Origin of the sequence: Marinobacter flavimaris, assembly GCF_002933295.1 — a bacterium.
Classification (GTDB): Bacteria; Pseudomonadota; Gammaproteobacteria; order Pseudomonadales; family Oleiphilaceae; genus Marinobacter; species Marinobacter flavimaris.
In genome coordinates this window covers 1-22,882 of record NZ_PSSW01000012.1, presented here as the reverse complement: position 1 = coordinate 22,882, position 22,882 = coordinate 1, and the positions used below count along the sequence as shown (strand labels likewise).

At 57.9% G+C, this 22,882-nt stretch carries 23 protein-coding genes, 1 rRNA gene and 1 other RNA gene; 3 read left to right on the top strand and 22 right to left on the bottom strand.

The annotated features are described in order from the left end of the window. Nucleotides 1-12: 12 nt before the first annotated feature. The 9 genes from mraY to rsmI all read right to left on the bottom strand — a co-directional run bounded on the left by mraY (nt 13) and on the right by rsmI (nt 9,172). The gene (gene mraY / locus MDHKLMBL_RS18090) at nt 13-1,098 is read right to left on the bottom strand and encodes a phospho-N-acetylmuramoyl-pentapeptide-transferase (RefSeq protein WP_008176520.1); all 1,086 of its coding nucleotides are present in this window, start codon (nt 1,096-1,098) and stop codon (nt 13-15) included. Further along, nucleotides 1,083-2,471, bottom strand: coding sequence for a UDP-N-acetylmuramoyl-tripeptide--D-alanyl-D-alanine ligase (locus MDHKLMBL_RS18085; protein ID WP_104271803.1), 1,389 nt, complete (start codon nt 2,469-2,471; stop codon nt 1,083-1,085). The genes mraY and MDHKLMBL_RS18085 overlap by 16 nt, the downstream gene beginning before the upstream one ends. Next, the gene (locus MDHKLMBL_RS18080) at nt 2,468-3,952 is read right to left on the bottom strand and encodes a UDP-N-acetylmuramoyl-L-alanyl-D-glutamate--2,6-diaminopimelate ligase (RefSeq protein ID WP_092030365.1); all 1,485 of its coding nucleotides are present in this window, start codon (nt 3,950-3,952) and stop codon (nt 2,468-2,470) included. The genes MDHKLMBL_RS18085 and MDHKLMBL_RS18080 overlap by 4 nt, the downstream gene beginning before the upstream one ends. Before the next feature lie 4 nt (nt 3,953-3,956). Next, a complete protein-coding gene (locus tag MDHKLMBL_RS18075) occupies nt 3,957-5,696 on the bottom strand; it encodes a peptidoglycan D,D-transpeptidase FtsI family protein (protein ID WP_104271801.1) in 1,740 nt (579 codons plus the stop codon). 34 nt (nt 5,697-5,730) lie between these two features. Beyond that, a complete protein-coding gene (gene ftsL / locus MDHKLMBL_RS18070; protein WP_014576098.1) occupies nt 5,731-6,135 on the bottom strand; it encodes a cell division protein FtsL in 405 nt (134 codons plus the stop codon). A gap of 2 nt (nt 6,136-6,137) precedes the next feature. Then, the gene (gene rsmH / locus MDHKLMBL_RS18065) at nt 6,138-7,121 is read right to left on the bottom strand and encodes a 16S rRNA (cytosine(1402)-N(4))-methyltransferase RsmH (RefSeq protein ID WP_014576097.1); all 984 of its coding nucleotides are present in this window, start codon (nt 7,119-7,121) and stop codon (nt 6,138-6,140) included. After that, nucleotides 7,118-7,570, bottom strand: coding sequence for a division/cell wall cluster transcriptional repressor MraZ (mraZ, locus tag MDHKLMBL_RS18060; RefSeq protein ID WP_008176533.1), 453 nt, complete (start codon nt 7,568-7,570; stop codon nt 7,118-7,120). Before mraZ ends, rsmH begins: the two co-directional genes overlap by 4 nt. 302 nt (nt 7,571-7,872) lie before the next feature. Then, nucleotides 7,873-8,222, bottom strand: an RNA gene (rnpB, locus tag MDHKLMBL_RS18055) — RNase P RNA component class A. A 53-nt stretch (nt 8,223-8,275) separates the two neighbouring features. Next, nucleotides 8,276-9,172: a 16S rRNA (cytidine(1402)-2'-O)-methyltransferase gene (gene rsmI / locus MDHKLMBL_RS18050; protein ID WP_008176535.1), complete on the bottom strand. Its 897-nt coding sequence runs from the start codon at nt 9,170-9,172 to the stop codon at nt 8,276-8,278. Nucleotides 9,173-9,247: 75 nt separating this feature from the next. Between rsmI and MDHKLMBL_RS18045 the strand changes: the two genes are divergently transcribed. The 3 genes from MDHKLMBL_RS18045 to MDHKLMBL_RS18035 are packed head-to-tail and all read left to right on the top strand — an operon-like array spanning nt 9,248 to nt 12,168. Then, nucleotides 9,248-11,176: a penicillin-binding protein activator gene (locus tag MDHKLMBL_RS18045; protein ID WP_227497880.1), complete on the top strand. Its 1,929-nt coding sequence runs from the start codon at nt 9,248-9,250 to the stop codon at nt 11,174-11,176. Nucleotides 11,177-11,200: 24 nt separating this feature from the next. Next, a complete protein-coding gene (locus MDHKLMBL_RS18040) occupies nt 11,201-11,566 on the top strand; it encodes a YraN family protein (protein ID WP_104271799.1) in 366 nt (121 codons plus the stop codon). A gap of 11 nt (nt 11,567-11,577) precedes the next feature. Then, nucleotides 11,578-12,168, top strand: a complete 591-nt coding sequence (locus MDHKLMBL_RS18035) for a D-sedoheptulose-7-phosphate isomerase (RefSeq protein WP_008176542.1) — start codon at nt 11,578-11,580, stop codon at nt 12,166-12,168. Between the two features lie 44 nt (nt 12,169-12,212). Here MDHKLMBL_RS18035 and MDHKLMBL_RS18030 read toward each other — a convergent pair whose 3' ends face one another. The 13 genes from MDHKLMBL_RS18030 to rrf form a co-directional block, all read right to left on the bottom strand. After that, entirely contained in the window at nt 12,213-12,629 is a 417-nt protein-coding gene (locus MDHKLMBL_RS18030) for a ClpXP protease specificity-enhancing factor (RefSeq protein ID WP_169702205.1), read from the bottom strand. A gap of 59 nt (nt 12,630-12,688) precedes the next feature. Beyond that, on the bottom strand, nt 12,689-13,318 hold the full coding sequence (locus MDHKLMBL_RS18025) for a glutathione S-transferase N-terminal domain-containing protein (protein ID WP_014576091.1): 630 nt from the start codon (nt 13,316-13,318) through the stop codon (nt 12,689-12,691). A gap of 109 nt (nt 13,319-13,427) precedes the next feature. After that, on the bottom strand, nt 13,428-14,183 hold the full coding sequence (locus MDHKLMBL_RS18020) for a cytochrome c1 (protein WP_104271797.1): 756 nt from the start codon (nt 14,181-14,183) through the stop codon (nt 13,428-13,430). Next, complete coding sequence (locus tag MDHKLMBL_RS18015; RefSeq protein ID WP_104271795.1) at nt 14,183-15,415, bottom strand: cytochrome b; 1,233 nt, start codon at nt 15,413-15,415, stop codon at nt 14,183-14,185. Before MDHKLMBL_RS18015 ends, MDHKLMBL_RS18020 begins: the two co-directional genes overlap by 1 nt. Continuing rightward, on the bottom strand, nt 15,415-16,008 hold the full coding sequence (gene petA, locus MDHKLMBL_RS18010) for a ubiquinol-cytochrome c reductase iron-sulfur subunit (RefSeq protein WP_008176552.1): 594 nt from the start codon (nt 16,006-16,008) through the stop codon (nt 15,415-15,417). Before petA ends, MDHKLMBL_RS18015 begins: the two co-directional genes overlap by 1 nt. A gap of 243 nt (nt 16,009-16,251) precedes the next feature. After that, nucleotides 16,252-16,644, bottom strand: coding sequence for a 30S ribosomal protein S9 (gene rpsI / locus MDHKLMBL_RS18005; protein ID WP_008176554.1), 393 nt, complete (start codon nt 16,642-16,644; stop codon nt 16,252-16,254). A 12-nt stretch (nt 16,645-16,656) separates the two neighbouring features. Then, nucleotides 16,657-17,085 carry a 50S ribosomal protein L13 gene (gene rplM, locus MDHKLMBL_RS18000; RefSeq protein WP_008176556.1) on the bottom strand — a complete coding sequence of 143 codons (429 nt, stop codon included), beginning with the start codon at nt 17,083-17,085 and terminating at the stop codon, nt 16,657-16,659. 193 nt (nt 17,086-17,278) lie between these two features. After that, nucleotides 17,279-18,064 (bottom strand): TatD family hydrolase, encoded by a 786-nt coding sequence (locus tag MDHKLMBL_RS17995; RefSeq protein ID WP_008176559.1) that lies wholly within the window; start codon nt 18,062-18,064, stop codon nt 17,279-17,281. 21 nt (nt 18,065-18,085) lie between these two features. Next, nucleotides 18,086-19,666: a peptide chain release factor 3 gene (prfC, locus tag MDHKLMBL_RS17990; RefSeq protein WP_008176562.1), complete on the bottom strand. Its 1,581-nt coding sequence runs from the start codon at nt 19,664-19,666 to the stop codon at nt 18,086-18,088. An 88-nt stretch (nt 19,667-19,754) separates the two neighbouring features. Beyond that, the gene (rimI, locus tag MDHKLMBL_RS17985; protein WP_008176564.1) at nt 19,755-20,240 is read right to left on the bottom strand and encodes a ribosomal protein S18-alanine N-acetyltransferase; all 486 of its coding nucleotides are present in this window, start codon (nt 20,238-20,240) and stop codon (nt 19,755-19,757) included. After that, the gene (locus MDHKLMBL_RS17980) at nt 20,240-21,052 is read right to left on the bottom strand and encodes a hypothetical protein (protein ID WP_008176565.1); all 813 of its coding nucleotides are present in this window, start codon (nt 21,050-21,052) and stop codon (nt 20,240-20,242) included. Before MDHKLMBL_RS17980 ends, rimI begins: the two co-directional genes overlap by 1 nt. A gap of 36 nt (nt 21,053-21,088) precedes the next feature. Further along, a complete protein-coding gene (locus MDHKLMBL_RS17975; protein WP_008176567.1) occupies nt 21,089-22,639 on the bottom strand; it encodes a 2-isopropylmalate synthase in 1,551 nt (516 codons plus the stop codon). A gap of 130 nt (nt 22,640-22,769) precedes the next feature. Next, nucleotides 22,770-22,882 (bottom strand): 5S ribosomal RNA (rrf, locus tag MDHKLMBL_RS17970); the annotation flags it as partial.

Below are 22,882 nucleotides of genomic sequence, written 5' to 3'. Positions count from 1 at the left end.
TGCAGCGCTTTCCTATCTCAGTTTCAGACTGGCAATGCCAATCAGGACCAGAACGACCGTGATAACCCAGAACCGGACAATCACTCGTGGCTCCGGCCAGCCTTTCAGTTCAAAGTGGTGATGCAGCGGCGCCATGCGGAATATCCGCCGCCCGGTCAGACGGAAGGACGCTACCTGCAGGATCACCGACACGGTTTCCATCACGAACACACCGCCCATGATGAACAGCACTATTTCCTGGCGAACAATCACCGCGACCACACCCAGGGCGGCACCGAGGGCCAAGGCGCCCACATCCCCCATGAAAACCTGAGCCGGGTAGGTGTTGAACCAGAGGAAACCAAGCCCGGCGCCAACGAGTGCGCCGCAGAATACGATAAGCTCCCCGGTGCCCGGGAGATGCGGGATCAACAGGTAATTGGCGAACTGGGCGTGGCCGGACAGGTAAGCGAAGATACCAAGCGCTCCGGCGACCATCACCGTTGGCATGATTGCCAGACCATCCAGGCCGTCGGTCAGGTTGACGGCGTTGCTGCTGCCAACGATCACGAAATAGGTGAGCAGAATGAACAGCACCGGGCCAAGGGTGAGGGATACCTGCTTTACAAAGGGCACATACAGAGACGTCTCCTGGGGCAAGGCGGAACTGAAGAACAACACTACAGCCGCCGTAGCGCCGATAACCGACTGCCAAAAATACTTCCAGCGGGCCGGCAGGCCCCGCGGGTTACGTTCCACGACTTTGCGATAGTCATCAACCCAACCGATTGCGCCGAACAGGAGCGTCACCAGCAGGGTGACCCAGACGTAGCGGTTACCAAGATCCGCCCAGAGCAGCGTACTGATGCCAATGGCCACCAGGATCAGTGCGCCACCCATAGTCGGGGTGCCAGCTTTGCTGAGATGGGTTTGCGGACCGTCATCTCTCACCGCCTGACCAATCTGGTACTGGCTCAGCTTGCGGATCATCACGGGGCCGATGATCAGCGAAATCAGCAGCGCGGTGAGTGTGCCCAGAATTCCACGCAGGGTCAGGTACTGAAACACCGTCAGTGCGGAGAAATACTGTGATAGGACCTCTGTCAGCCAGAGCAGCATGAGTTATTCACCTTTTCTTTAATTCCCTCCACCACACGCTCCATGGCGGAACTGCGAGAACCCTTGACCAGCACTGTCAATGGTGTGTTTTTATCCCCAATCGCCGATTCAACGGCCTGCTCATGGCTCAGCCCGAGTTCCGTGGACTCGCCAAACCCGTCGGCATAACCTTCACAACCCGGCCCCACGGTAATCAGTCGATCGATACCATGCTCCCGGGCGCACACTCCAACTTCCCTGTGCAACGCATTTGCCTTGGCGCCAAGCTCTGCCATGGCACCGAGTACAGCAATCTTCTGACCTGCACGGCCGGCCAGCACGCCGAGCGCGGCTTTCATGGACGACGGGTTGGCGTTGTAACTGTCGTCAATCAGCGTCATTTCCGGCGACAACTCCAAGACCTGAAGCCGCCCTTTCACCGGCGCAACACTGGCCAGCCCTGCAACAATCGCCTGATCACTGGCACCCAACTCACGGGTTGCCGCGATGGCAAGCAGCATGTTGGTGATGTTGTGATCGCCCTCCAGGCCCAGCGTGACCCTGCATAGCCAGCCGTTCGGGCCGCTGACCTGAAAGGTTCTGGTTCCGGCGTCCTGGCCCTCAATGACTGCGTGATAATCCGCCTCGGCGCCGAGACGGCTGACACCTGCGACGCGGCGGGCCCCGGCTCGGGTGCGCCACTGCGCGAAGGCCGGATCGTCACCGTTGAGCACCATCAGCCCGTCTGACGCGACGCCGTCAATGATTTCGCCCTTGGCCAGGACAATGTTCTCGTAGCTGCCAAACCCTTCCAGATGGGCCTCGCCAGCATTGGTGAGAATGGCAACGCGGGGCTTTGCCAGGGCGACGGTATGGGCAATTTCACCCAGCCCACTGGCACCCAGTTCAATCACGCCGTACTGGTGTTCCGGAGAAAGGCCGAACAGCGTAAGCGGAACGCCGATGTGATTGTTCAGGTTGCCTTTCGTTGACAGCGTCTTGCCCATCTGCGACAGAATGGCGGCGCACATTTCCTTGACGGTGGTCTTGCCGCTGCTGCCAGTGATCGCGAGGATGGCCGCTGTGCTTTCTTCACGGTTGGCGGCCGCTAGCCGGGCAAGGGCCTCCAGTGTGTCATTCACTACCAACTGAGGCAGAGCCAGGTTGGTATCAGACGTATCGACCACCAGGCCAACTGCGCCTTTATCCATGGCCTGTTGCAGGAAACGGTGGCCATCGAAATTTTCGCCGCGCAGGGCCACAAACAGCTGGCCAGGCTCGAGGGTGCGGGTATCAGTGGAAACCCCGGCGAAGCTCACCGACGCAAGGTCGCCCGAAGCGCACTGGGCGCCCAGCCAACCCTTGGCTTCCGCCAGCGAAAAGGCGCGCATCATGCCACACCCCCATTGAGTTTCAAGACGTGGCGAACCTGCTCCGCATCACTGAACGGGTATTTCTGGCCGGCGATTTCCTGATAAGCCTCGTGGCCTTTCCCTGCGATCAGAACTACGTCGTTTGGCGTGGCCGAGCGGATCGTCGACTGAATGGCCTCGGCCCGGTCATGGATAACAGAGACCCGGGCAGCGTCCGTGAAACCGGCGAGGATGTGCCGCGCAATTGTTTCGGGGTCCTCACTGCGGGGATTGTCATCAGTAACGACCACCCGATCTGCAAGCCTCTCGGCTTCCCGGGCCATTTCCGGACGTTTACCGGCATCACGGTCACCGCCGCAACCAAACACGCACACCAGTTCACCGGTAACGTGCGGACGCAGTGCTGTCAGAGCATTGGCGAGGGCATCCGGGGTGTGGGCGTAATCGACCACCACCCTGACACCATTAGCACCCACAAACCGCTCCAGCCTGCCCGGTGGCGGTGTGAGCCGACCCACAGCCTGCTGCACGCGCTCGATCGGCACGCCAAGCGTCAGAACCGTTGCCATAGCCGCCAACACATTGCTCGCGTTGAAACTTCCCATCAGCGGAACCGAGACAACAAACCGGCTCCACTCGCCATCGACCTCAGCTTCAAAGCCTTCGTCGGTTGGTCGGAATTCCCGTAACCAGAGCTCGGTCTGGGCCTCGTGCAGGCTGTAGCGCACGCGATCACATTTGCCGTCCAGCTGTTCGAAGAGCTGTCGACCAAATGGATCGTCAAAGTTGATTACCGAAAAATGCAGCTCTTCACGCTGGAAAAGCTGCGCCTTGGCGGCACCATAGGCTTCCATGGAACCGTGATAATCCAGATGATCCCGGGTCAGATTCGTGAATACAGCGCCGGTCATCGAGAGGTTATCCACGCGGCCCTGATCAAGGGCATGGGAGGACACCTCCATCACGGCTGCCCGACCTTCCTGTTTCACGATCCGGGACAGCACCCGGTTAACCTGAACCGCATCCGGTGTCGTATGCGTCGCAGGCTGCAGGGCGCCGGGCATGCCATAGCCCAGGGTGCCGAGGATGCCGCAGGGCGTTCCCGTTTCCTTGAGCAGCTGTGCGACATACTGGCAGACCGACGTCTTGCCATTGGTTCCGGTCACGCCAATCAGGCGAAGTCGTTGCGACGGATGCTCGAAAAAGCGATCAGCGATTCGCCCCACCAGACTGCGTAGGCCAGCGACAGGTACGATCAAGGCACCGTGGTGTTCGGTGCACTCTCCCGCCTGCTGCGCTTCCAGGAGGATGACCGTTGCGCCCGCTGCAATGGCCTTATCGACATAGAAGTCAGCCGGCGTTCGGGCGCCCGAGAGGGCGATAAAGGCATCGCCGGAGGCGACTTCCCGACTGTCGGTTTTCAGTCCGTGGATGGTCACGTCGAACACCGACGGAACCGCTACGATACCCTGCAATAACGTGCTGAGAGATGTGATGCACATAGGCCTACCCTCGCTCTCCGGATGCAGAAGCAGCCATTTCGGCCTCTCCCACTTCCAGTTCAGGCTTCACATTCAACAGTCGCAGTGCGTCACTCATTACCCGTGAGAATACTGGCGCGGCCACTTCACCACCGTAGTATTCTCCGGACTGCGGCGCATCAACGGCCACAACCGTAACCAGCCTGGGGTTATCAATAGGCGCCATACCGGCAAAAATCGCCTTGTACTGGCTATCCTCGTAACCCTGGGCCCCAACAAGATGAACAGTCCCGGTCTTGCCGCCGGCCGAGTAGAATCCAGGCTGTGCCCGCTTACCGGTACCCCTTGAAACGGCCTCGCGCAGCATATTGCGAACCTGGAGGGTGACCTGCTCCGAGAGCACTCGCTGCCCCTCCGGCTTCTTGTTCTGCCGGACCAGGCTCAGGGGATAGCGCACGCCACCATTGGCGATCACCATATAGGCCTGGGCCAGTTGAAGAGCGTTCACGCTCATACCGTATCCGTAGGACAGTGTCGCCTCTTCCACGGGGCGCCACTTGGGCGGCGATGGCAATACACCCACGGCTTCGCCGGGAAAACCGATCCCCGTTGGCTGGCCAAGCCCCAGACGGGCGTAGAGATCACGAATCACATCGCCGCCAAGGTCGGTAGCAATCCGGCTGATTCCGACGTTGCTGGACTTGACGATGATCTCGGTCATATCCATGACGCCATAGTTGCGATGATCCCGGATGGTGAAACGACCGAAACGGCGAAAACCCGGGTTGGTATCAATGGTGCTGTTAACCGAGTAGCTGCCGGATTCCAGCGCCGCCGCCATGGTGATCGGCTTCATGGTTGAGCCTGGCTCGAACAGGTCGGTGATAGCCTTGTTTCGAAGATTTTCCGCTGCGAGCTGACTGCGGTCATTGGGGTTATAGGACCCCTGGTTGACCATCGCCAGGACCTCACCGGTATCAACGTCGAGCATGACCAGCGTACCCCCTCTGGCATTATGAGCCGCCACCACAGCCTTGAGTTCCCGATAGGCCAGGTACTGGAGGCGCAGGTCGATGCTGAGGGCGAGGTTCTGGCCGGGGCTGGCATCGCGAATCAGGGTCAGATCCTTGATAACCCGGCCGCGGTTGTCTTTCAGGACCCGCTTCCGGCCGGTTTCACCGGACAGCCACTGGTTGTAGGCGAGCTCGATCCCTTCCTGCCCGCGTTCGTCGATGTCGGTGAAGCCCACAACGTGAGCAGTCACTTCGCCGGCGGGGTAATAGCGACGGTACTCCTGACGGGTGTATATCCCGTCAATCTCCAATTCGAGAACCTTTCTGGCCAGATCCGGCTGAACCTTGCGGCGCAGATAGATGAATTCCCGCCCGGAGTATTCTTCGAGACGCTGCCGAAGAGAGGCTTCATTGATATCGAGCAGCCGCGCAAGGTTGGTGAGTCGCGCCTCGGAGGGATTGGCTTCAGAAGGATTCGCCCAGATGGTCTGCACTGGCGTGCTGACGGCCAGAGGCTCGTCATAACGATCGGTGACAACACCACGATGAGCATCAATACTCTCAACCCGGATCGTACGGACATCACCCTGCTTGCGCAGGAAATCATTATCTACGACATGGAGATCGACCAGGCGCCAGCCAAGCACACCCACCACCAGGAGAAAGACGCCCACGACGGAGCCAAAGCGCCAGGCTGCCAGCCCGGACGCCAAACGCTGCCCCCATGTTGTCTTCTTTCCCTGATCGGACACGTCGATCACCCTGAATCGTTGTTGTTCTCGTTGATTACCGGCTGGTAACCGGCGACATCAGTGGCACCAGCACAATATCCTGACGTCCCGGCACCACCATGCCGAAACGCTCAGCCGCCAGCTTTTCGACCCGGCCATGAGCGCTTAACGCACTCTGCTCGAGCAGAAGCTGGCTCCATTCGCTCTGATAACGGTCGCGCTCGGACTGAAGTTGCGACAGCGTGTTGAAAAGCTCCCGGTTCTCGTGGGCACTGACCACCACGCCAATAGAGGAAGCCAGCAACACGGCGACCAGACCAAGCGAGACAAGCACCTTGCCCTGCTTCGTGGCAGCGAAAACCTGCCTTGAGATACGGACCGCGGTTGCAACACCGTCCCGGACCTTCTGCTTGTTGAGCTTCGCCGTTTTTACCGGCTCTTCAATGGCAACAGCGCCCATGGTTACGCGCTCCCCTGCGAGTTTTTCCTGATATCGGTGCGTTCGAGCACCCGCATGACTGCGCTGCGGGCACGTACGTTGTCACTTACTTCTTCGGCGCCGGCCTTGCTGGCTTTGCCAACGAGCCGGAAATCCGAGGCTTCCTGTTCCGCGGTTACGGGCACCCCTTTGGGCAGCTGTGGCCCGCGCGCCAGATCCCTCATGAACCGCTTGACCAACCGGTCTTCCAGCGAATGAAAACTGATGACCACCAGACGCCCTCCAGGAGCGAGGTGGTCAACAGCAGACTGAAGACCCACTTCGAGATCTTCCAGCTCCCGGTTGATAAAAATCCGGATTGCCTGGAAGGTCCGGGTAGCCGGATGCTTGTGCTTTTCCTTTTTCGGGACCGCCTCGCTGACCAACTCTGCCAACTGGCGAGTGGTTTCGACGGGCGCTTCCTGCCGACGCTCGACCAGTAGCCGGGCAATGCGCCGCGAGAATTTCTCTTCGCCGTAACGGAAAATCACGTTTGCGATATCCGACTCGTCCGCTGTTGCAAGCCATTCGGCGGCGCTGGGCGATTGTTCGGTATTCATGCGCATGTCCAGTGGACCATCACGCATGAAACTGAATCCACGGGAGGCATCATCAAGCTGCGGCGATGACACGCCGAGATCCAGCAACACACCATTCACTGTCTGCCAACCCTGACCGACCACCGCAGCGCCCAGCTCCGCAAACGAACCGTGGAAACTGTGGAACCGGTTATCCTGGGCTTCCAATTCCTTCGCCGCGCGTATCGCCTCGGGATCCTTGTCGATACCCAGCAACCGCGCCGACGGGCCGAGGCGACCGAGAATCAGGCGGCTGTGACCACCCCGCCCAAAGGTGCCATCCACGTAATAACCGTCGGGGTCGTTGACCAGATAGTCGACCGCCGAATCCAGGAGCACCGAGCGATGCGAGTACGCTGCCCCGGCCTCCTGGTTGCGATCGGTGGTCATAAGGACAGCGCCTCCATCTCGGGCGGCATGTCTTCGTCATCAGAGGATTCATCCAGCCAGGCAAACCAGCGCTCTTCACTCCAGAGCTCTAGCTTCTTGCCTTGCCCGATCAACATCAGCTTTTTCTCCAGATGGGCATAGCTTCTAAGGGTTGGCGGAATCAGAATGCGCCCGGCCGAATCCAGCTCCATGGGCGCAGCATTACCCAGGATCAGGCGCTGCAGCCGCCGGGCCGCCTTATTCATGTTGGGAAGCGCCTCGATTTTAGGACGTAGAACTTCCCATTCGGGCTCCGGATAGACCAGCAGACACCGCTCCTCGTCAGCGTTTGCTGTCAATACAATGCGCCCACCACAGGCCTGCGCGAGCTCTTCGCGTACCTTGGAGGGGATCGCCAGGCGACCCTTCGCATCCATATTGATGGCATGACTGCCGAGAAAATTACTCATTTACGCTGTCTCTGGGTGCCCGATATCCACAAAAAACCACTAGAAACCACTTTTTCCCACTTCTGCACACTATAGAAACACGCAATACACAATGCAAGCGCCGCAAACAGCGCCACACTTGCAAAAGTTCCTTTTATGACAAGAGGTTACGGAGGCGGATTCGATGAAATGGTGAGATTACGGAAAAGAAAAGAAGTAAAATCAAATACCTGCAAAAAAGTCTGAAGACTGCAAGTGAGGTTTAAGATTTTTTGGCTATAAAGGACATCTGTTGAGAATGACGAATGTCACAGGAAGGGAAAAGAGCGAGCTCGCCGATAAGCCGGGTTCTGTCTTGGACAGTCATTCATCTAGGGTCTGCGTCACCACAGACCTCAAGCAACCTACCCGAATCCAGCGCGGGCCACGCCATTGGATTCCTATTTGGTCTTGCTCCAGGTGGGGTTTACCATCGCCGTGGACTGTTGCCAGCCACGCGGTGCGCTCTTACCGCACCGTTTCACCCTTACCGGCGCCCGAGGGCGCTTAGGCGGTATACTTTCTGTTGCACTTTCCGTCGGCTCGCGCCGCCCAGGCGTTACCTGGCACCTTGCCCTGTGGAGCCCGGACTTTCCTCCCCCGGAAAACCGGCGGCGACTGTCTGGCGAGCTCGGGCGAGACAATACTCCTGCGCTCAGAGCCTTGCAAGGGAAAACGCCACTGTACTCAGCTGTCTTTCAGCGCCAGTGCGCGCTGGTACAGCTCATTCTTCGACAGACCGGTCAGCTCCGAGGCCATTTTGGCGACCTTCTTCACCGGAAGCTCTGCCAGCAAAACCCGAAGCACACGGTCCACATCCATGGTAGCCGCGTCATCATTACCAGGTTGCGCCATCGCACCTCGAACCATGACCACGAACTCCCCACGGGTTCCGTGGGGATCCTGCTCCAACTCTGCCAGAACCTCCGCAATCGAACCGGAATAGAAGGTTTCGAAGGTCTTGGTGATTTCCCGCCCCAGAACCATCTCACGATCCTCGCCCAGCACCTCGGCAATATCCCGTACCGACTCCAGAATCCTGTGCGGCGATTCATAGAACACCAGAGTGGCCGGCTCACTGGCCAGCGGCTCAAGACTGGCCCTGCGACCCGAGCGCTTGGCAGGCAGAAATCCCACGTACAGAAAGCGATCCGTCGGCAGGCCGGCCGCGCTCAGAGCCACTACCAGTGCACAGGGCCCCGGAATCGGGCTCACCCGATACCCCGCAGCCCTGGCGTCGCGCACCAGCACGTATCCGGGATCGGAGATAAGCGGTGTACCGGCGTCGGAGATCAGCGCCACATCGCGCCCGGCCTTAAGCTCAGCGAGGATTCCGGCTGCGCGATCTTTTTCGTTATGGTCATGCAATGCGATCATTCGCTTCTGAATGCCCAGATGGCTCAATAGCCGGCCACTGTGGCGCGTATCCTCTGCCGCGACCACATCCACGTGGGCGAGGGTCCGGGTTGCTCTTGGAGATAGATCATCAAGGTTGCCAATCGGGGTGGCAACAACATAAAGAGTGCCGCCCGGTTCATCCCTGCGGCTATCGGACGACGGGTAATCGCTGACCTCGTTTTTCAAAGCGTGTGCCTCTGTGATGGGGTATCCGGGAGCGTGACAGTTACGTCATGTGAATTAACCCCGGAGCTGTTAAACTTGCCAGCGTTAGTCTGGCGCTACAAGCCCAATCATCCGGAGTATGTCGAGCCTGCCATGTTAAATATCCGTATTCATCAACGAGCCCTGGCCAGCGTATTTACTGCCGCCCTTTTGTCGGCGGGCTGCGCCACCGTCAATCTCGAAACCCACGTCGCGCAAACGGCCGACCAGGCCCTCGAGCTTGCCGGCAACGAAGATAATATCGAGACCGCCCAGGCCTACCTCCTCCGGATCGCCAGCAGGTTTCAGGACCAGGGCAACCACGTGGCAGCACGAACGCTACTTCAAAGTTCGCAGCTGGCGCAACCGGCTGCGGACCTTGGCAACCAGAAACTCCTGCTAGCCATGGCAAGCGCCAAGGCCCTTGAGGACGAATCCTGGGCAGAGGCGCTTGCCGCCGAACTCACGCCGTCGACCTTTATAGAGTACCCGGCCGACCTGATGGCCCGGGCCGCCAACCTGCAGGCGGACACTTATGACCTGGCGGGCAAGCCGATGCCTGCGGCCATGACCCTTATCCTGCTGGCCCAGACGGATAACACCGCGGATGCGCAACAGATTCATAACCGCATCTGGTCCCTGCTGGAGAAGGTACCGGGCACCGAGCTGAGCTCGGCCTCTGCCGAAGCGATTGGCTATGAGGCCCAGGGCTGGCTGGAGCTGGCAAACCTGGTGCGCACTGCAGAAACCGGCATAGACGAGCAGGGCCGACTCATCCGGGGTTGGCAAAACAACTGGCCCGGCCATCCTGCCGCCCAGATTCTGCCCTCGGAACTCCAACTGATCGCCACACTGGCGGACAGCCGTCCGGAAAAAATCGCTCTTGCCCTGCCTCTCCAGGGCCCGCTGGCAACGGCGGGCAAGGCCATCCGGGATGGCTTTTTGGCAGCGTACTACCTGGATGACACTGCTGACCGGGGCAAAACCGACATTCGGATCTTTGATACCGCCGGCACGTCTTTCAGCGAACTTTACAAGCAGCTATCGGAACAGGATATCGACCTGATTGTCGGCCCCCTGGAAAAAGAGGCACTGGCCGGACTGGGTTCCATGAATACGCTGCCCGTACCCGCTCTCGGGCTGAATTACCTGCCGGCGGATACCAAGCCTGCTGACGGACTCTACCAGTTCGGTCTCTCGGCAGAGGACGAGGCCCGGCAAATTGCCGACCGGCTTGCCGCAGAACAGCTGCGGCAGGTTCTGGTGCTTATCCCCGGCGGCGAATGGGGCGATCGCGTTGAGGCTGCGTTGCTGAAACGCATGGCGTCCCATGAAGGGGTTGCCCTGGATATCGAGCGCTTCTATCGGGAAGACAACCTCAGGGCGGTAACGGCTGACCTGCTGGGCATTACCGTTTCCCGCGACCGGGCCATCCAGGTTGAACGCACCATTGGCATGAATGTCGAATTCGAGCCGCGTCGCCGGCAGGATGCCGACGCCATCGTCATGGTGGCAGAGCCCACTGTCGCCCGACAGTTCAAACCGCTTTTCGCCTTCTATTTCGGCGGGGACCTGCCTGTGTACTCGCCTTCCATTATCTATGAGGGCACACCCGCACCTTCACGGGACCGTGACCTGAACGGCGTTATTTTCACTGATATTCCCTGGGTACTGGGCGACGACAATGAGCTGCGTACGCGAGCTACCGAAAATCTGTCCGGAACCCGTGGCCAGCCCGGGCGCCTTTTCGCCATGGGCGCCGATGCGTGGCACCTGAGCAAACGCCTGCCGTTGCTGAAACAGGTTGAAAGCGCCTCGATATCAGGCCAAACAGGTGTGCTGACCATGACGCCCGAGGGCAGCATCCATCGGGAACAACTCTGGGCCCAGTTCCGCAACGGCGCCCCTGAACTCATTCCTGAACCGGTAACCGAAGAGGGAGAGATGGAAGGCGCTCAAGAGGAAGCCCCACCTCTCAGCGAATAACACCAACGGAGAAAAACAGTAGCCATGGATGGCACCAAAACCCTGGGTAACCACTTCGAGGGCGTTGCAGCCCGTTACCTCGCCAGTCGGGGCGTCCGGATTATTGGGCGCAACGTCTACAATCGCGGCGGCGAGATTGATCTCGTCGGACAGGAAGGTGAGACTCTCGTATTCTTCGAGGTCCGCTATCGGGGCGCTGGCAGCCTTGTAGATCCTGCAAGCTCCATCAATTACCCCAAACAGAAACGCCTGATTCGTGCAGTCTCGTTTTACCTGCACAGGCACGGGCTCTGGAACAGTCTCTCACGGATAGATGTGGTTGCCATCAGCCCGGGTACCGTCAAAAAATACCGGGTACAATGGATCAGGAATGCAATTCTGGCAGGATAGTGATACCGAAAATGACCGACACCGAACACCAGATCAACCAGTGGTTCGCAAGCCATATGGAGCATACCGCGCAGGCCGCGAGTACGGCCGGCCCTGCTATCGAGGAGGTTGCCAATGCCTTCGTGGAAACTCTGCTCCAGGACGGGAAAATAGTTACCTGCGCCAACGGTAATGCCAACATTCTGGCCCAGTACTTCTGTACCGCGCTTCTGAACCGTTTCGAACAGGACAGGCCGGCACTGCCCGCCATCAATCTCGGCGCCGACGCAACGACCTATTCGGCCATCTGCCGGGATAACCGTTTCAACGATACCTTCTCGCGTCAGGTCCGGGCGATTGGCAAACCCGGGGATCTGTTGTTCGTGATCGTCGACGATGGCCACAAGGCAAATCTTATCCAGGCTATCCAGGTTGCCCATGATCGGGAAATGAGTGTTGTGGTTCTTAGTGCCAGGGAGAAATCGGACATAACCTCTTTGTTGCATCCAGAGGACCACGAAATCGCCCTGAACGATCTCAGTCCCACGGAGGCTACACCTCTGCTGCTGCTCATCATCAATGCCCTTTGCGGGCTTATCGACGCAAAAATCTTCGGGGGATAAAAAAAGCCAGCGTAAGCTGGCTTTTCAAAACGAGTGCGCTGGCGTTATTTCACAACCTTGAGGGTAGGCCTGCCAGAGGGGCGATCCTCCTGACCAGGTGACGCCTGCTCACCATCGCGCTCCTTCGAGGTACCGTCAGGATCGGGAGAGCCCGGCTCACTGCCGAAGACCATGCCCTCGCCGTTTTCCTTGGCGTAGATTGCCATCACCGCCTGCAACGGAATAAACACCTGCATGGGCACGCCACCGAAACGGGCACTGAATTCCAGCGCTCCATTCCCGATGACCAGGCCGCGCACGGCGCCCGGGCTGATATTCAGCACAATCTGCCCGTTCGCGACATGCTCTGTCGGCACCTGCACACCCTGAATGCCTGCGTCCACTACAATGTAGGGGGTACAGTCATTGTCCAGAATCCACTCATTGAATGCTCGTACCAGGTACGGACGGCTGGACGTCATGGTGTTTTTACTCTCAGCCACTGCCACTCTCCTGCTCCGGCAAGCGGAACGTTACCAAATCAGCTGCGAATGTCTTCTTCCAGATCTGACAGGCTTGCCTTGAAGCCATCCCGACTGAAGATGCTCTCCATGTACTTCTGCAGCGGCTTGGCCTGCTTCTCATTCAGCTCAATACCCAGCGACGGAAGACGCCACAGGATGGGAGCAATGCAACAGTCCACAATGGTGAACTCTTCAGACAGGAAAAACGGCATCTCACCAAACAGCGGCGCCGTTGCCAACAGACTTTCCTTCAGCTCTTTGCGAGCTGTGTCGGACGCCTTGGCGTTCGGCTGAGCCAGAATCTGGTCGACCAGGCCACACCAGTCTTTCTGGATCCGATGGATCATCAGACGGCTGTTGGCTCGCGCCACAGGATACACCGGCAATAAAGGCGGATGCGGGAAACGCTCGTCGAGGTATTCCATCATGATGTTGGGCTCATAGAGCACAAGATCACGATCTACCAGCGTCGGCAGGGCGTTGTATGGGTTCAGGTCCGCCAGTTCAGCCGGCGGGTTATCCGGATCCACATCAACGATATCGACGGTAACACCCTTCTCTGCCAGAACAATACGCACCCTGTGGCTGTAATGGCTGGCCGGATCCGAGAAAAACGTCATTGATGACCGCTTGGTCACAACGCCCATAGAACTACCTCACGAGTAAACAAACCGAAATGATCCTGAAAAAAACGCAAAAATCCAGCGGGCCGGTTATGCCCGCTGGAACTCAGGGGACGGGATTATACCCTATTTCTCAGTGTACGTCCTTCCAGTACTCACGATTGAGCAGGTAAGCGAACACGAAGAAGATGGCCACAAAGATCAGAACAAAGATCCCCAGACGCTCACGCTCAAGCTTGACCGGATCCGCCATGTACGACATGAAGTTGGTCAGGTCGTACATCGCCTGGTCGAAGTCGGCTCCAGACATGCTGCCTTCAATCGCGTAGTCCGGGCAAGCGTCCGCGTTGTTGATATTCCCGCTCAACGGTTCAACGCTGGCCGGCGTTCCGATTTTCGGTTCAACGGCGCAGAGCCCCTGCAAATCAACCAGAACATGGGGCATACCGACATTCGGGAATACCACGTTATTGACGCCCAGCGGACGGGACTCGTCCTTGTAGAAACCGCGGAGGTAGGAATATACCCACGCTTCGCCACGCAGACGGGTTTCGAGCGTAAGATCCGGTGGCGGAGCACCGAACCAGTCAGCCGCCATGTCTTTGTTCATGGAGTTTTTCATCAGCTCGCCAATTTTGGCGCCGGTGAAGATCAGGTTTTCCTCATACAGCTCATCGGGAATTTCGAGATCCTCAGCCACACGCTTGTAGCGCGCGTACTCCATGGAATGACAACCCATGCAATAGTTGGTAAAGGTTGCCGCTCCGCGCTGGAGAGATGCCTTGTCAGAGTGATCTGACTCAAAGCTGTCCAGCGGCACGGTTGAACCCGCTGCCAGCCCGAGAGCTGGCAGGACCGCGATGAAAAGACCAAAAATCAGCTTTCTCATTATCCTGTCACCCTCTCTGGAACTGGCTTGGTTTTCTCCATGCGCGTATAGAACGGCATGAGGATAAAGTAGAGGAAGTACAGCACCGTCAGAATCTGGGCAACCATTGTGCGGCCTTCGGTAGCGGGTACAAGACCGAGATAGCCGAGGATCACAAAGCTCACCACGAAGATGGCCAGTGCAATACGGCTCAACCAGCCTTTGTAACGCATGGACCGTACCGGGCTCTTATCCAGCCAGGGCAGTACGAACAGGATGGCGATTGCCGCACCCATCACAACAACACCCCAGAACTTGGCGTCAAGACCGAACAGGTCGATCGTCACCGCACGCAGCATTGCGTAGAACGGAGTGAAGTACCACACGGGCGCAATATGATCTGGTGTTTTCAACGGGTTTGCCGGCTCGAAATTCGGCTTCTCGATGAACAACCCGCCACCTTCCGGGAAGAAGAACACCACGATAAAGAAGATGAAGAAGAAAACGCCCACGCCGAGAAGATCGTGCACGGTGTAGTAAGGATGGAACGGGATTCCGTCTTTGGGGATACCGTTTTCGTCCTTGTTCTTCTTGATATCGATACCGTCGGGGTTGTTGGAGCCCACTTCGTGCAGTGCCAGGATGTGAAGCACTACCAGGCCCAGAAGCACGATCGGCAGCGCCACCACGTGCAGCGCAAAGAATCGGTTGAGGGTAATACCGGAAATCAGGTAGTCACCACGAATCCAGAGAGAGAGATCCTCACCGATCACGGGTATAGCACCAAACAGGTTAACGATAACCTGCGCACCCCAGTAGGACATCTGGCCCCACGGCAGGAGATAGCCCATGAACGCTTCAGCCATCAGGATCAGGTAGATCAGCATACCGAAGATCCAGATCAGCTCACGCGGCTTTTGATAGGAGCCATACATCAGCCCCCGGAACATGTGGAGATACACCACTACGAAGAATGCCGAAGCACCACTAGAGTGCAGGTAACGGAGCAACCAACCCCATTCCACATCACGCATGATGTATTCGACGGAGGCAAACGCGCCTTCCGCCGACGGGTTATAGCTCATAGTGAGCCAGATACCGGTCACCAGCTGGTTAACCAGTACCAGCATCGCCAGTGATCCGAAGAAGTACCAGATGTTGAAGTTTTTCGGAGCATAGTACTTGCCCAGATGCTTGTTCCAGGCTTCGATGACCGGAAGGCGCTCGTCCACCCAGTGAAGTAATTTGCTCATTACGCTGCCTCCGGATCAAGACCAATCGTGAGGGTCGAATCATCGTCGAAACGGTACGGCGGAACCACAAGGTTTGTGGGTGCTGGCTGTGCCTCGTATACCCTTCCTGCCATGTCGTAGCGGGAACCATGACAAGGACAGAAGAGACCGCCCAGCCACTCATCACCCAGGTCTGCCGGTGCAACTTCCGGCCGGTAGGACGGAACACAACCGAGGTGCGTACACAGCCCGACCAACACAGCAAATTCCGGCTTCAGCGACCGGAGTATGCCGTCGATGTACTCAGGTTGTTGCGGCACTTCCGAGTTCGGATCTTTCACCCGATCGTTAAGCTTTTCGATGTTCTCATTCATCTCGTCGGTACGGCGAATGATCCAAACCGGCTGACCCCGCCATTCAACGGTGATCTGCTGACCCGGTTCAATCTTGCTGATATTGACGGTTACCGGTGCACCGGCTGCTTCCGCTTTTGCACTGGGGTTCCACGACCCCAGGAACGGAACCGCCGCACCGACGACGCCGACTCCACCCACCACAGACGTAGCACCGATCAGAAACCGGCGCCGGCCTTGGCTAACGTCGCCATTATTCATTATGGTCTTCTCCCATCAGGCGATGCCACCGCCCGCAACACAGCCGACAATGCGCATCAAAAGGACTTCACAACCCAAAAATATAAGCGTCCAAATGGTAATGAAATTACCAGAGGCTTACAAGTCAGAAAGCCGCCGCTGGCGCCTCACCTCTGCTCCAGATCAATTTGCTGACAGATCACTCGAACATAAAAAAACCCGACCGAAAAGGGCCGGGTTTTCCAGGATCCTGCTCCAGCGAAATTAACGCTTGGAGTACTGAGGACGCTTACGCGCCTTGCGCAGACCCACTTTCTTACGCTCAACTTCACGTGCATCACGGGTAACATAACCCGCTTTACGCAGCGCCGGGCGCAGAGTTTCGTCGTAATCCATCAGAGCGCGGGTCAGACCGTGGCGAATTGCGCCGGCCTGGCCACTGATACCACCACCCTTAACGGTAATGTTGATATCAAAACGATCGGTAGACTCGGCAACCACGAGGGGCTGACGAACGATCATGCGCAGGGTTTCGCGACCGAAGAAATCTTCGATGGTGCGACCGTTGATGGAGATGTTACCGCTTCCCGGCTTGATAAAAACCCGAGCCGTGGATGTCTTGCGGCGACCAGTACCGTAATTTTGTGCTACAGACATATCCGCCTTCCGTTAAATGTCGAGTTCTTTGGGCTGCTGGGCTGCGTGAGGGTGCTCAGCGCCGGCATAGATTTTCAGCTTCTTGAACATGGCGCGACCGAGCGGTCCCTTCGGAAGCATGCCTTTGACAGACTTCTGGATGATTTGCTCGGGTGCCTTGTCGACCAGCTTCTCGAAGTTGATGGATTTGATTCCACCCGGAAAGCCGGTATGACTGTAGTACATCTTGTCAGATGCTTTCTTGCCGGTAACCCGCACCTGGCTGGCGTTGATCACTACAATGTAATCGCCAGTGTCTACGTGGGGGGTGTACTCAGGCTTATGCTTGCCCCGCAGACGAAGGGCGATTTCGGTTGACAGACGACCCAGCGTCTTGCCGGCTGCGTCTACAACGTACCAGTCACGTTTTACTGTTTCTGGTTTCGCACTCAGAGTCTTCATTGATTCCGCCTTGAACGCTATATAAGAAACGTTAAAAACCACCGCCGGTAAATGCAAGGCATCCGGAGGGGGTTCCATACCTGTGTTGCGTTGCCATCATTCGGGGCTGAGATAATGACATCGCCTTGAAAAGCCAGGGCGCGAAGTATACTCGAACCACCCAGGAAAGCCAACCCTGTGTCGATTCGTTTCGTTATTCCCCTATACCGGCAGTCGCCCAACCGTACAGCCCCGACACGTTATCCAGAAGCGCCGGCGCCAGATGCTCCGGCGACGTGCCACGGAGCTCCGCGAGCGCGTCCAGAATATCCGGCAGATAGCGTGGGGAGTTCTCTCCCTGTGGCACGCCTTCCGGCGCCATGTCCGGGGCGTCTGTCTCAAGCACCAGCGCCTCCAGTGGCAATTTTGCGACTGCGTCGCGGGTCTTTCGGGCCCTGGGATGGGTGATCACACCCCCTACCCCGATAAAGCACCCAAGATCGACCAGCTTTGCAGCCTGCTGGAAGCTTCCGCTGAATCCGTGAATCAGTGCTCGACCCTGCCACTGGCGACGATTGAGCACACCGTGAACTTCGTCATGGGTCTTGACGGAGTGGATCACCAGCGGCAAATTCAGTTCGTCAGCCAGCGCCACCTGGGCTTCAAACCAGGGCAACTGCGCTTCGAGACTTCCCCGGATTCGATCGAGTCCGCATTCACCGATTGCCACACAGCGGTCGGGACGACCCTCCAGCAATCGGCGGAGCTGAGTCAGATCTTCTTCAGAATGCTCTTCCACAAACCAGGGGTGAATGCCGAGACAGTAAAACAGACCATCATGAGCCAGCGCTGTCTCGCGGACGCGGTCCCAGTCCGCTCGCCGGACACCGGGTATCACCAGCCCCCGGAGTCCGCGCGATCGGCCCTGCTCAAGCTCTTTATCGCGGCGGCCATCGAACTGGGGAAAATCGAAATGGCAATGGGCGTCGATCAGCTGCACAGTCACCTCCGCCCGGAACCGTTAATGCTCCCGGGTCTTGTGGAACTGGATGTCCGGATACCGCTCCTGGGCCAGGTTCAGGTTGACCATGGTCGGAGCAATGTAGGCCAGCCTGTCACTCCCATCGAGGGCCAGGTTGTCGTTATTCTTGCGCTGGAACTCATCAAGTTTGCGCTCATCGCTGCAGGTGACCCACCGCGCAGTAGCTACGTTAATTGGCTCGTAGATGGCCTCCACCTTGTATTCGCTTTTCAAGCGACTGACCACCACATCGAACTGCAGCACACCGACCGCCCCGACGATGAGATCGTTATTCCGAAGCGGCCTGAACACCTGGACGGCACCCTCTTCGGACAGCTGTATCAGCCCTTTCTGGAGCTGCTTGGCCTTGAGCGGATCCTTCAGGCGAATCCGGCGGAACAATTCGGGCGCAAAGTTGGGGATGCCGGTGAACTTCATGTCGTCGCCAGCAGTAAAGGTATCACCCAACTGAATGGTGCCATGGTTGTGCAGGCCGATAATATCGCCGGCAAACGCCTGCTCGGCGTGTTCGCGGTCGCCGGCCATGAACGTCAGCGCGTCGGAAAACCGGACTTCCTTGCCAATACGGACATGACGAGCCTTCATACCCTGGTTGTAACTGCCGGAGACAATGCGGAGGAAGGCAACACGGTCACGATGCTGTGGATCCATATTTGCCTGAATCTTGAATACGAAGCCCGAGAACCCGTCCTCGGCCGGCTGGACCAGTCTCTGGTCGGTTTCCCGCGGTTGCGGCGCCGGGGCCCACTCCACCAGACCATCGAGCATGTGGTCCACGCCGAAGTTACCCAGTGCGGTACCAAAGAAGACTGGCGTCAGTTCACCGGCAAGAAAAGCTTCTTGATCAAACTCGTGGGACGCGCCTTTGACCAGCTCAATTTCATCACGCAGATCGCCGGCGTAAGCGCCAATCGCCTGATCAAGCTCGGGATTGTCCAGCCCCGAGATAACGCGCTTGTCCTGAATCATATGGCCCTGGCCGGACTGATACAGAATAACCTCGTCCCGAAGCAGGTGATAAACCCCTTTGAAGCTCTTGCCCATACCGATGGGCCAGGTGATCGGTGCACAGGCAATTTTCAGAACTTCCTCAACCTCGTCCATCAGCTCCACCGGATCCCGGGTGTCCCGATCCAGCTTGTTCATGAACGTGATAATCGGCGTATCCCGCAGCCGGGTAACCTCCATCAGTTTGATGGTCCGTTCCTCGACACCCTTGGCGCTGTCAATAACCATCAGACAGGAGTCCACCGCCGTGAGCGTGCGGTAGGTGTCCTCCGAGAAGTCTTCGTGGCCCGGCGTATCCAGCAGGTTCACCAGCTTGCCACCATAAGGAAACTGCATGACGGAGGTGGTTACCGAAATACCCCGCTCTTTCTCCATTTCCATCCAGTCGGACTTGGCGTGCTGGCCAGACTTCTTTCCCTTGACGGTACCGGCCTTCTGGATTGCCTGCCCGAACAATAGCACCTTCTCGGTAATCGTGGTCTTACCGGCATCCGGGTGCGAGATAATGGCGAAGGTGCGGCGCTTGGCCACTTCCTGGGAAAGGTTAGACATAATCGAAAAGCAACCTGAATCTGAAGTTCTGGAAAAGGCGGCCATTATAGGCCCTATGCCGCTGTGACGCTAACTCGCACTGCAGTGATCACTGGCCGAGGGCAAGCATCAGGACCCGGGCATCCTCCCGCCCACTGGCAGACGGATAATACCCGGGGCGCTGGCCGATCTCGTGAAAGCCTTCATTCTGGTACAACGCGATAGCGGCATGATTGCTGTCCCTTACTTCGAGCAACAGCTGAGCCATACCTTCATGAGCTGCGGTTGCCAGAACATGCCTCAGAAGATAGCGCCCCACCCCCTCACCGCGGGCTCTCGGGTGGACGCAGATATTCAGCAAATGCGCTTCATCAACCATGTAGGCCACGACAGCGTACGCGGTGAGTTTGCCCCCATGGCAGGCACCCCAGAGCCGGTAGTTGTCCTTGAAACAATCCAGAAACACCGATTCGCTCCAGGGGTGCGAATAACCCTGGCGCTCTATATCGAGCACATCCGGGACATCCTCGGGCACCAGGGGGCGCACAATAAGATCGGCATCAAGAACTTTTTGGTAGGTTTCCGGATAAGGCATTAACGGGCGACCAGAGGCCGTATCTGTTGCCACAGGGAGCGCTTCAATGTCGGGTTGCCGGCAATCTCAGCAAGGGTGTGCGGAAACCGGACTGCTGCGTCGTGTCCAAGGGCTTCGCTCAGCCAGCTTTTTTCTGCATCCTCTCCACCCTGCAAGACGACAACCTGCTGACGTTCCAGGCCCGACAGAACACTGCGCATCACCTCAACAAAGTCATGGCCGGAGTTCCCGGGCACCAACAGATTGTTGAAGATAGGCCAGGAGACTTGCCCGAGCACTTGAGGCTGCTCCTCACCAAGGCTCTTGAGAATATTCAGTGCGAGGGTTTCCTGCAGTCGACTGCTGGCATCCGCAGACATACCTCCGATCAGTACCGCCCTGGTTCCCGCCCAGATCATGACGTTAACGTTTTCAGAGGGAATCCCGGCAGGCTGCTCTGACATGTCCTCTGGCGCTGCGGGCTCCGGAGAGTTCGCAGCGTCATCCGACACGGCAGGCGATTGGGGAGGCTGTCGGGAGGCGTTGCCTGGCGCGACAGCCTCACCTTCCATCAAGGCCTGAAGATCCGCTATTCGGGCCACGCCTTCAGTTCTATCTGGGCCCGTCGGTTTACGCGGCGCAGGGCGACCGGCATCTCTTACCGGACTGGGTATGGTTTCAGAAGTTCCAGGCATTGGCTCCGGAACCTGACTCTCCTCGGGAAACTCAAAATCCGGGCTTGGCGCCGCGCCGGGCAACGGTTGCCGGGCATACCACATGCGTATCCCCGCTGCTCCCAGATAAAACTGACGCTCTGCTTCCGATCCAACCATTACCTTCGCCTGTCGCGACTCACCGAATAACCATTCTCACACATCCGCGACCTGGGGATGCTGTCGAATTCCGCCCTTGCTGATCAGGTTCAGGGCCTCAATGTAAGCCTTGGCGGACGCGATGATGATATCAGTATCAGCACCCACGCCGTTAACGATGCGGCCACCGCGCTCCAGGCGTACCGTCACCTCGCCCTGGGCATCGGTGCCGCTGGTAATGTTGTTTACGGAATACAGCTGGAGATTGCAGCCGGAATCCACCAGAGATTCGATTGCCTTGAACGTGGCATCGACCGGCCCGCTGCCCTCGGCTTCAACCTTGTGCTCTTTGCCGTCTACGCTCAGCGTGAGATTGGCTTTGGGTACGACTCCGGTCTCCGAGCAGACCTGCATACAGACCAGGCCATAACGGCCGTCTTCCTCTTTCTGCCGGGTATCGGTGGCAATCGCCTGAAGATCCTCATCGAAAATCTCATGTTTCAGATCTGCCAGCGCCTTGAACCGTGTAAAGGCCTCATTCAGCTCCGTCTCGGTCTCAAACTGAATTCCGAGCTCCAGCAAACGGGTACGGAAGGCGTTCCGACCGGAGTGTTTGCCCAGGACGAGGCTGTTGGTATGCCAACCAACGTCCTGCGCCCGCATGATCTCATAAGTCTCCCGGTGCTTCAGAACCCCATCCTGGTGTATCCCGGATTCATGGGCAAAGGCATTGGCGCCGACGATAGCCTTGTTGGGCTGTACCGGAAAACCGGTGATTGTAGAAACAAGACGAGACGCCGGCACGATGTGCTGGGCATCAATGCGGGTATCGATATGGAACAGATCCTGGCGGGTACGAACCGCCATGACAATTTCTTCGAGCGCCGCGTTACCGGCCCGCTCACCCAGCCCATTGATGGTGCACTCTACCTGACGGGCTCCCTGGGAAACCGCCGCCAGGGAGTTCGACACAGCCAGACCCAGGTCGTTGTGGCAATGCACTGAAAAAATAGCTTTGTCCGCGTTTGGAATCCGGTTCAACAACTGACGGATGGTTTCACCGAACTGCTCGGGAATGGCATAACCGACCGTATCCGGGATATTGATCGTGCTGGCACCGGCATCGATGGCGGCCTCGATGATCCGGCAGAGGAAGTCCAGTTCGGAACGTCCGGCGTCCTCGCAGGAGAATTCGACGTCGTCGACATGACTCCGCGCGCGTTTCACTGAGCGAACCGCCTGCTCAATCACCTCATCCGGCTGCATCTGCAGCTTGTGCTTCATGTGAATGGGCGACGTGGCTATAAACGTATGAATACGCCCGCGCTGTGCCGGCCGGATAGCTTCTGCCGCGCGATCGATATCCTTGTCGAGCGCCCGGGCTAGACTGCAGATCGTTGAGTCCTTGATGGACTCGGCGATCGCTTTCACCGCCTCGAAATCGCCCTGGCTGGCAATCGCGAATCCTGCCTCAATAACATCCACCCGGAGCTTTTCCAGCGCTTTCGCAATGCGGAGCTTCTCGGCTTTGTTCATGGTGGCACCGGGGCTTTGCTCGCCATCACGGAGCGTTGTATCGAAAATAACCAGGTGATCAGTGGCAGGCATTGGCAGGCTCCATTCTGAGATGTCGTTCGTTATGGGGAGAGTATATCACCGGCCTGCCGTGAGTGAGGCCGTGAATTTCAGGCAATAAAAAACCCCAGCATCGAGGATGCTGGGGTTTTCGGTATTAGGAGCCTGACGATGACCTACTCTCACATGGGCAACGCCACACTACCATCGGCGCTGGTCTGTTTCACTTCTGAGTTCGGGATGGGATCAGGTGGTTCCAGACCGCTATGGTCGTCA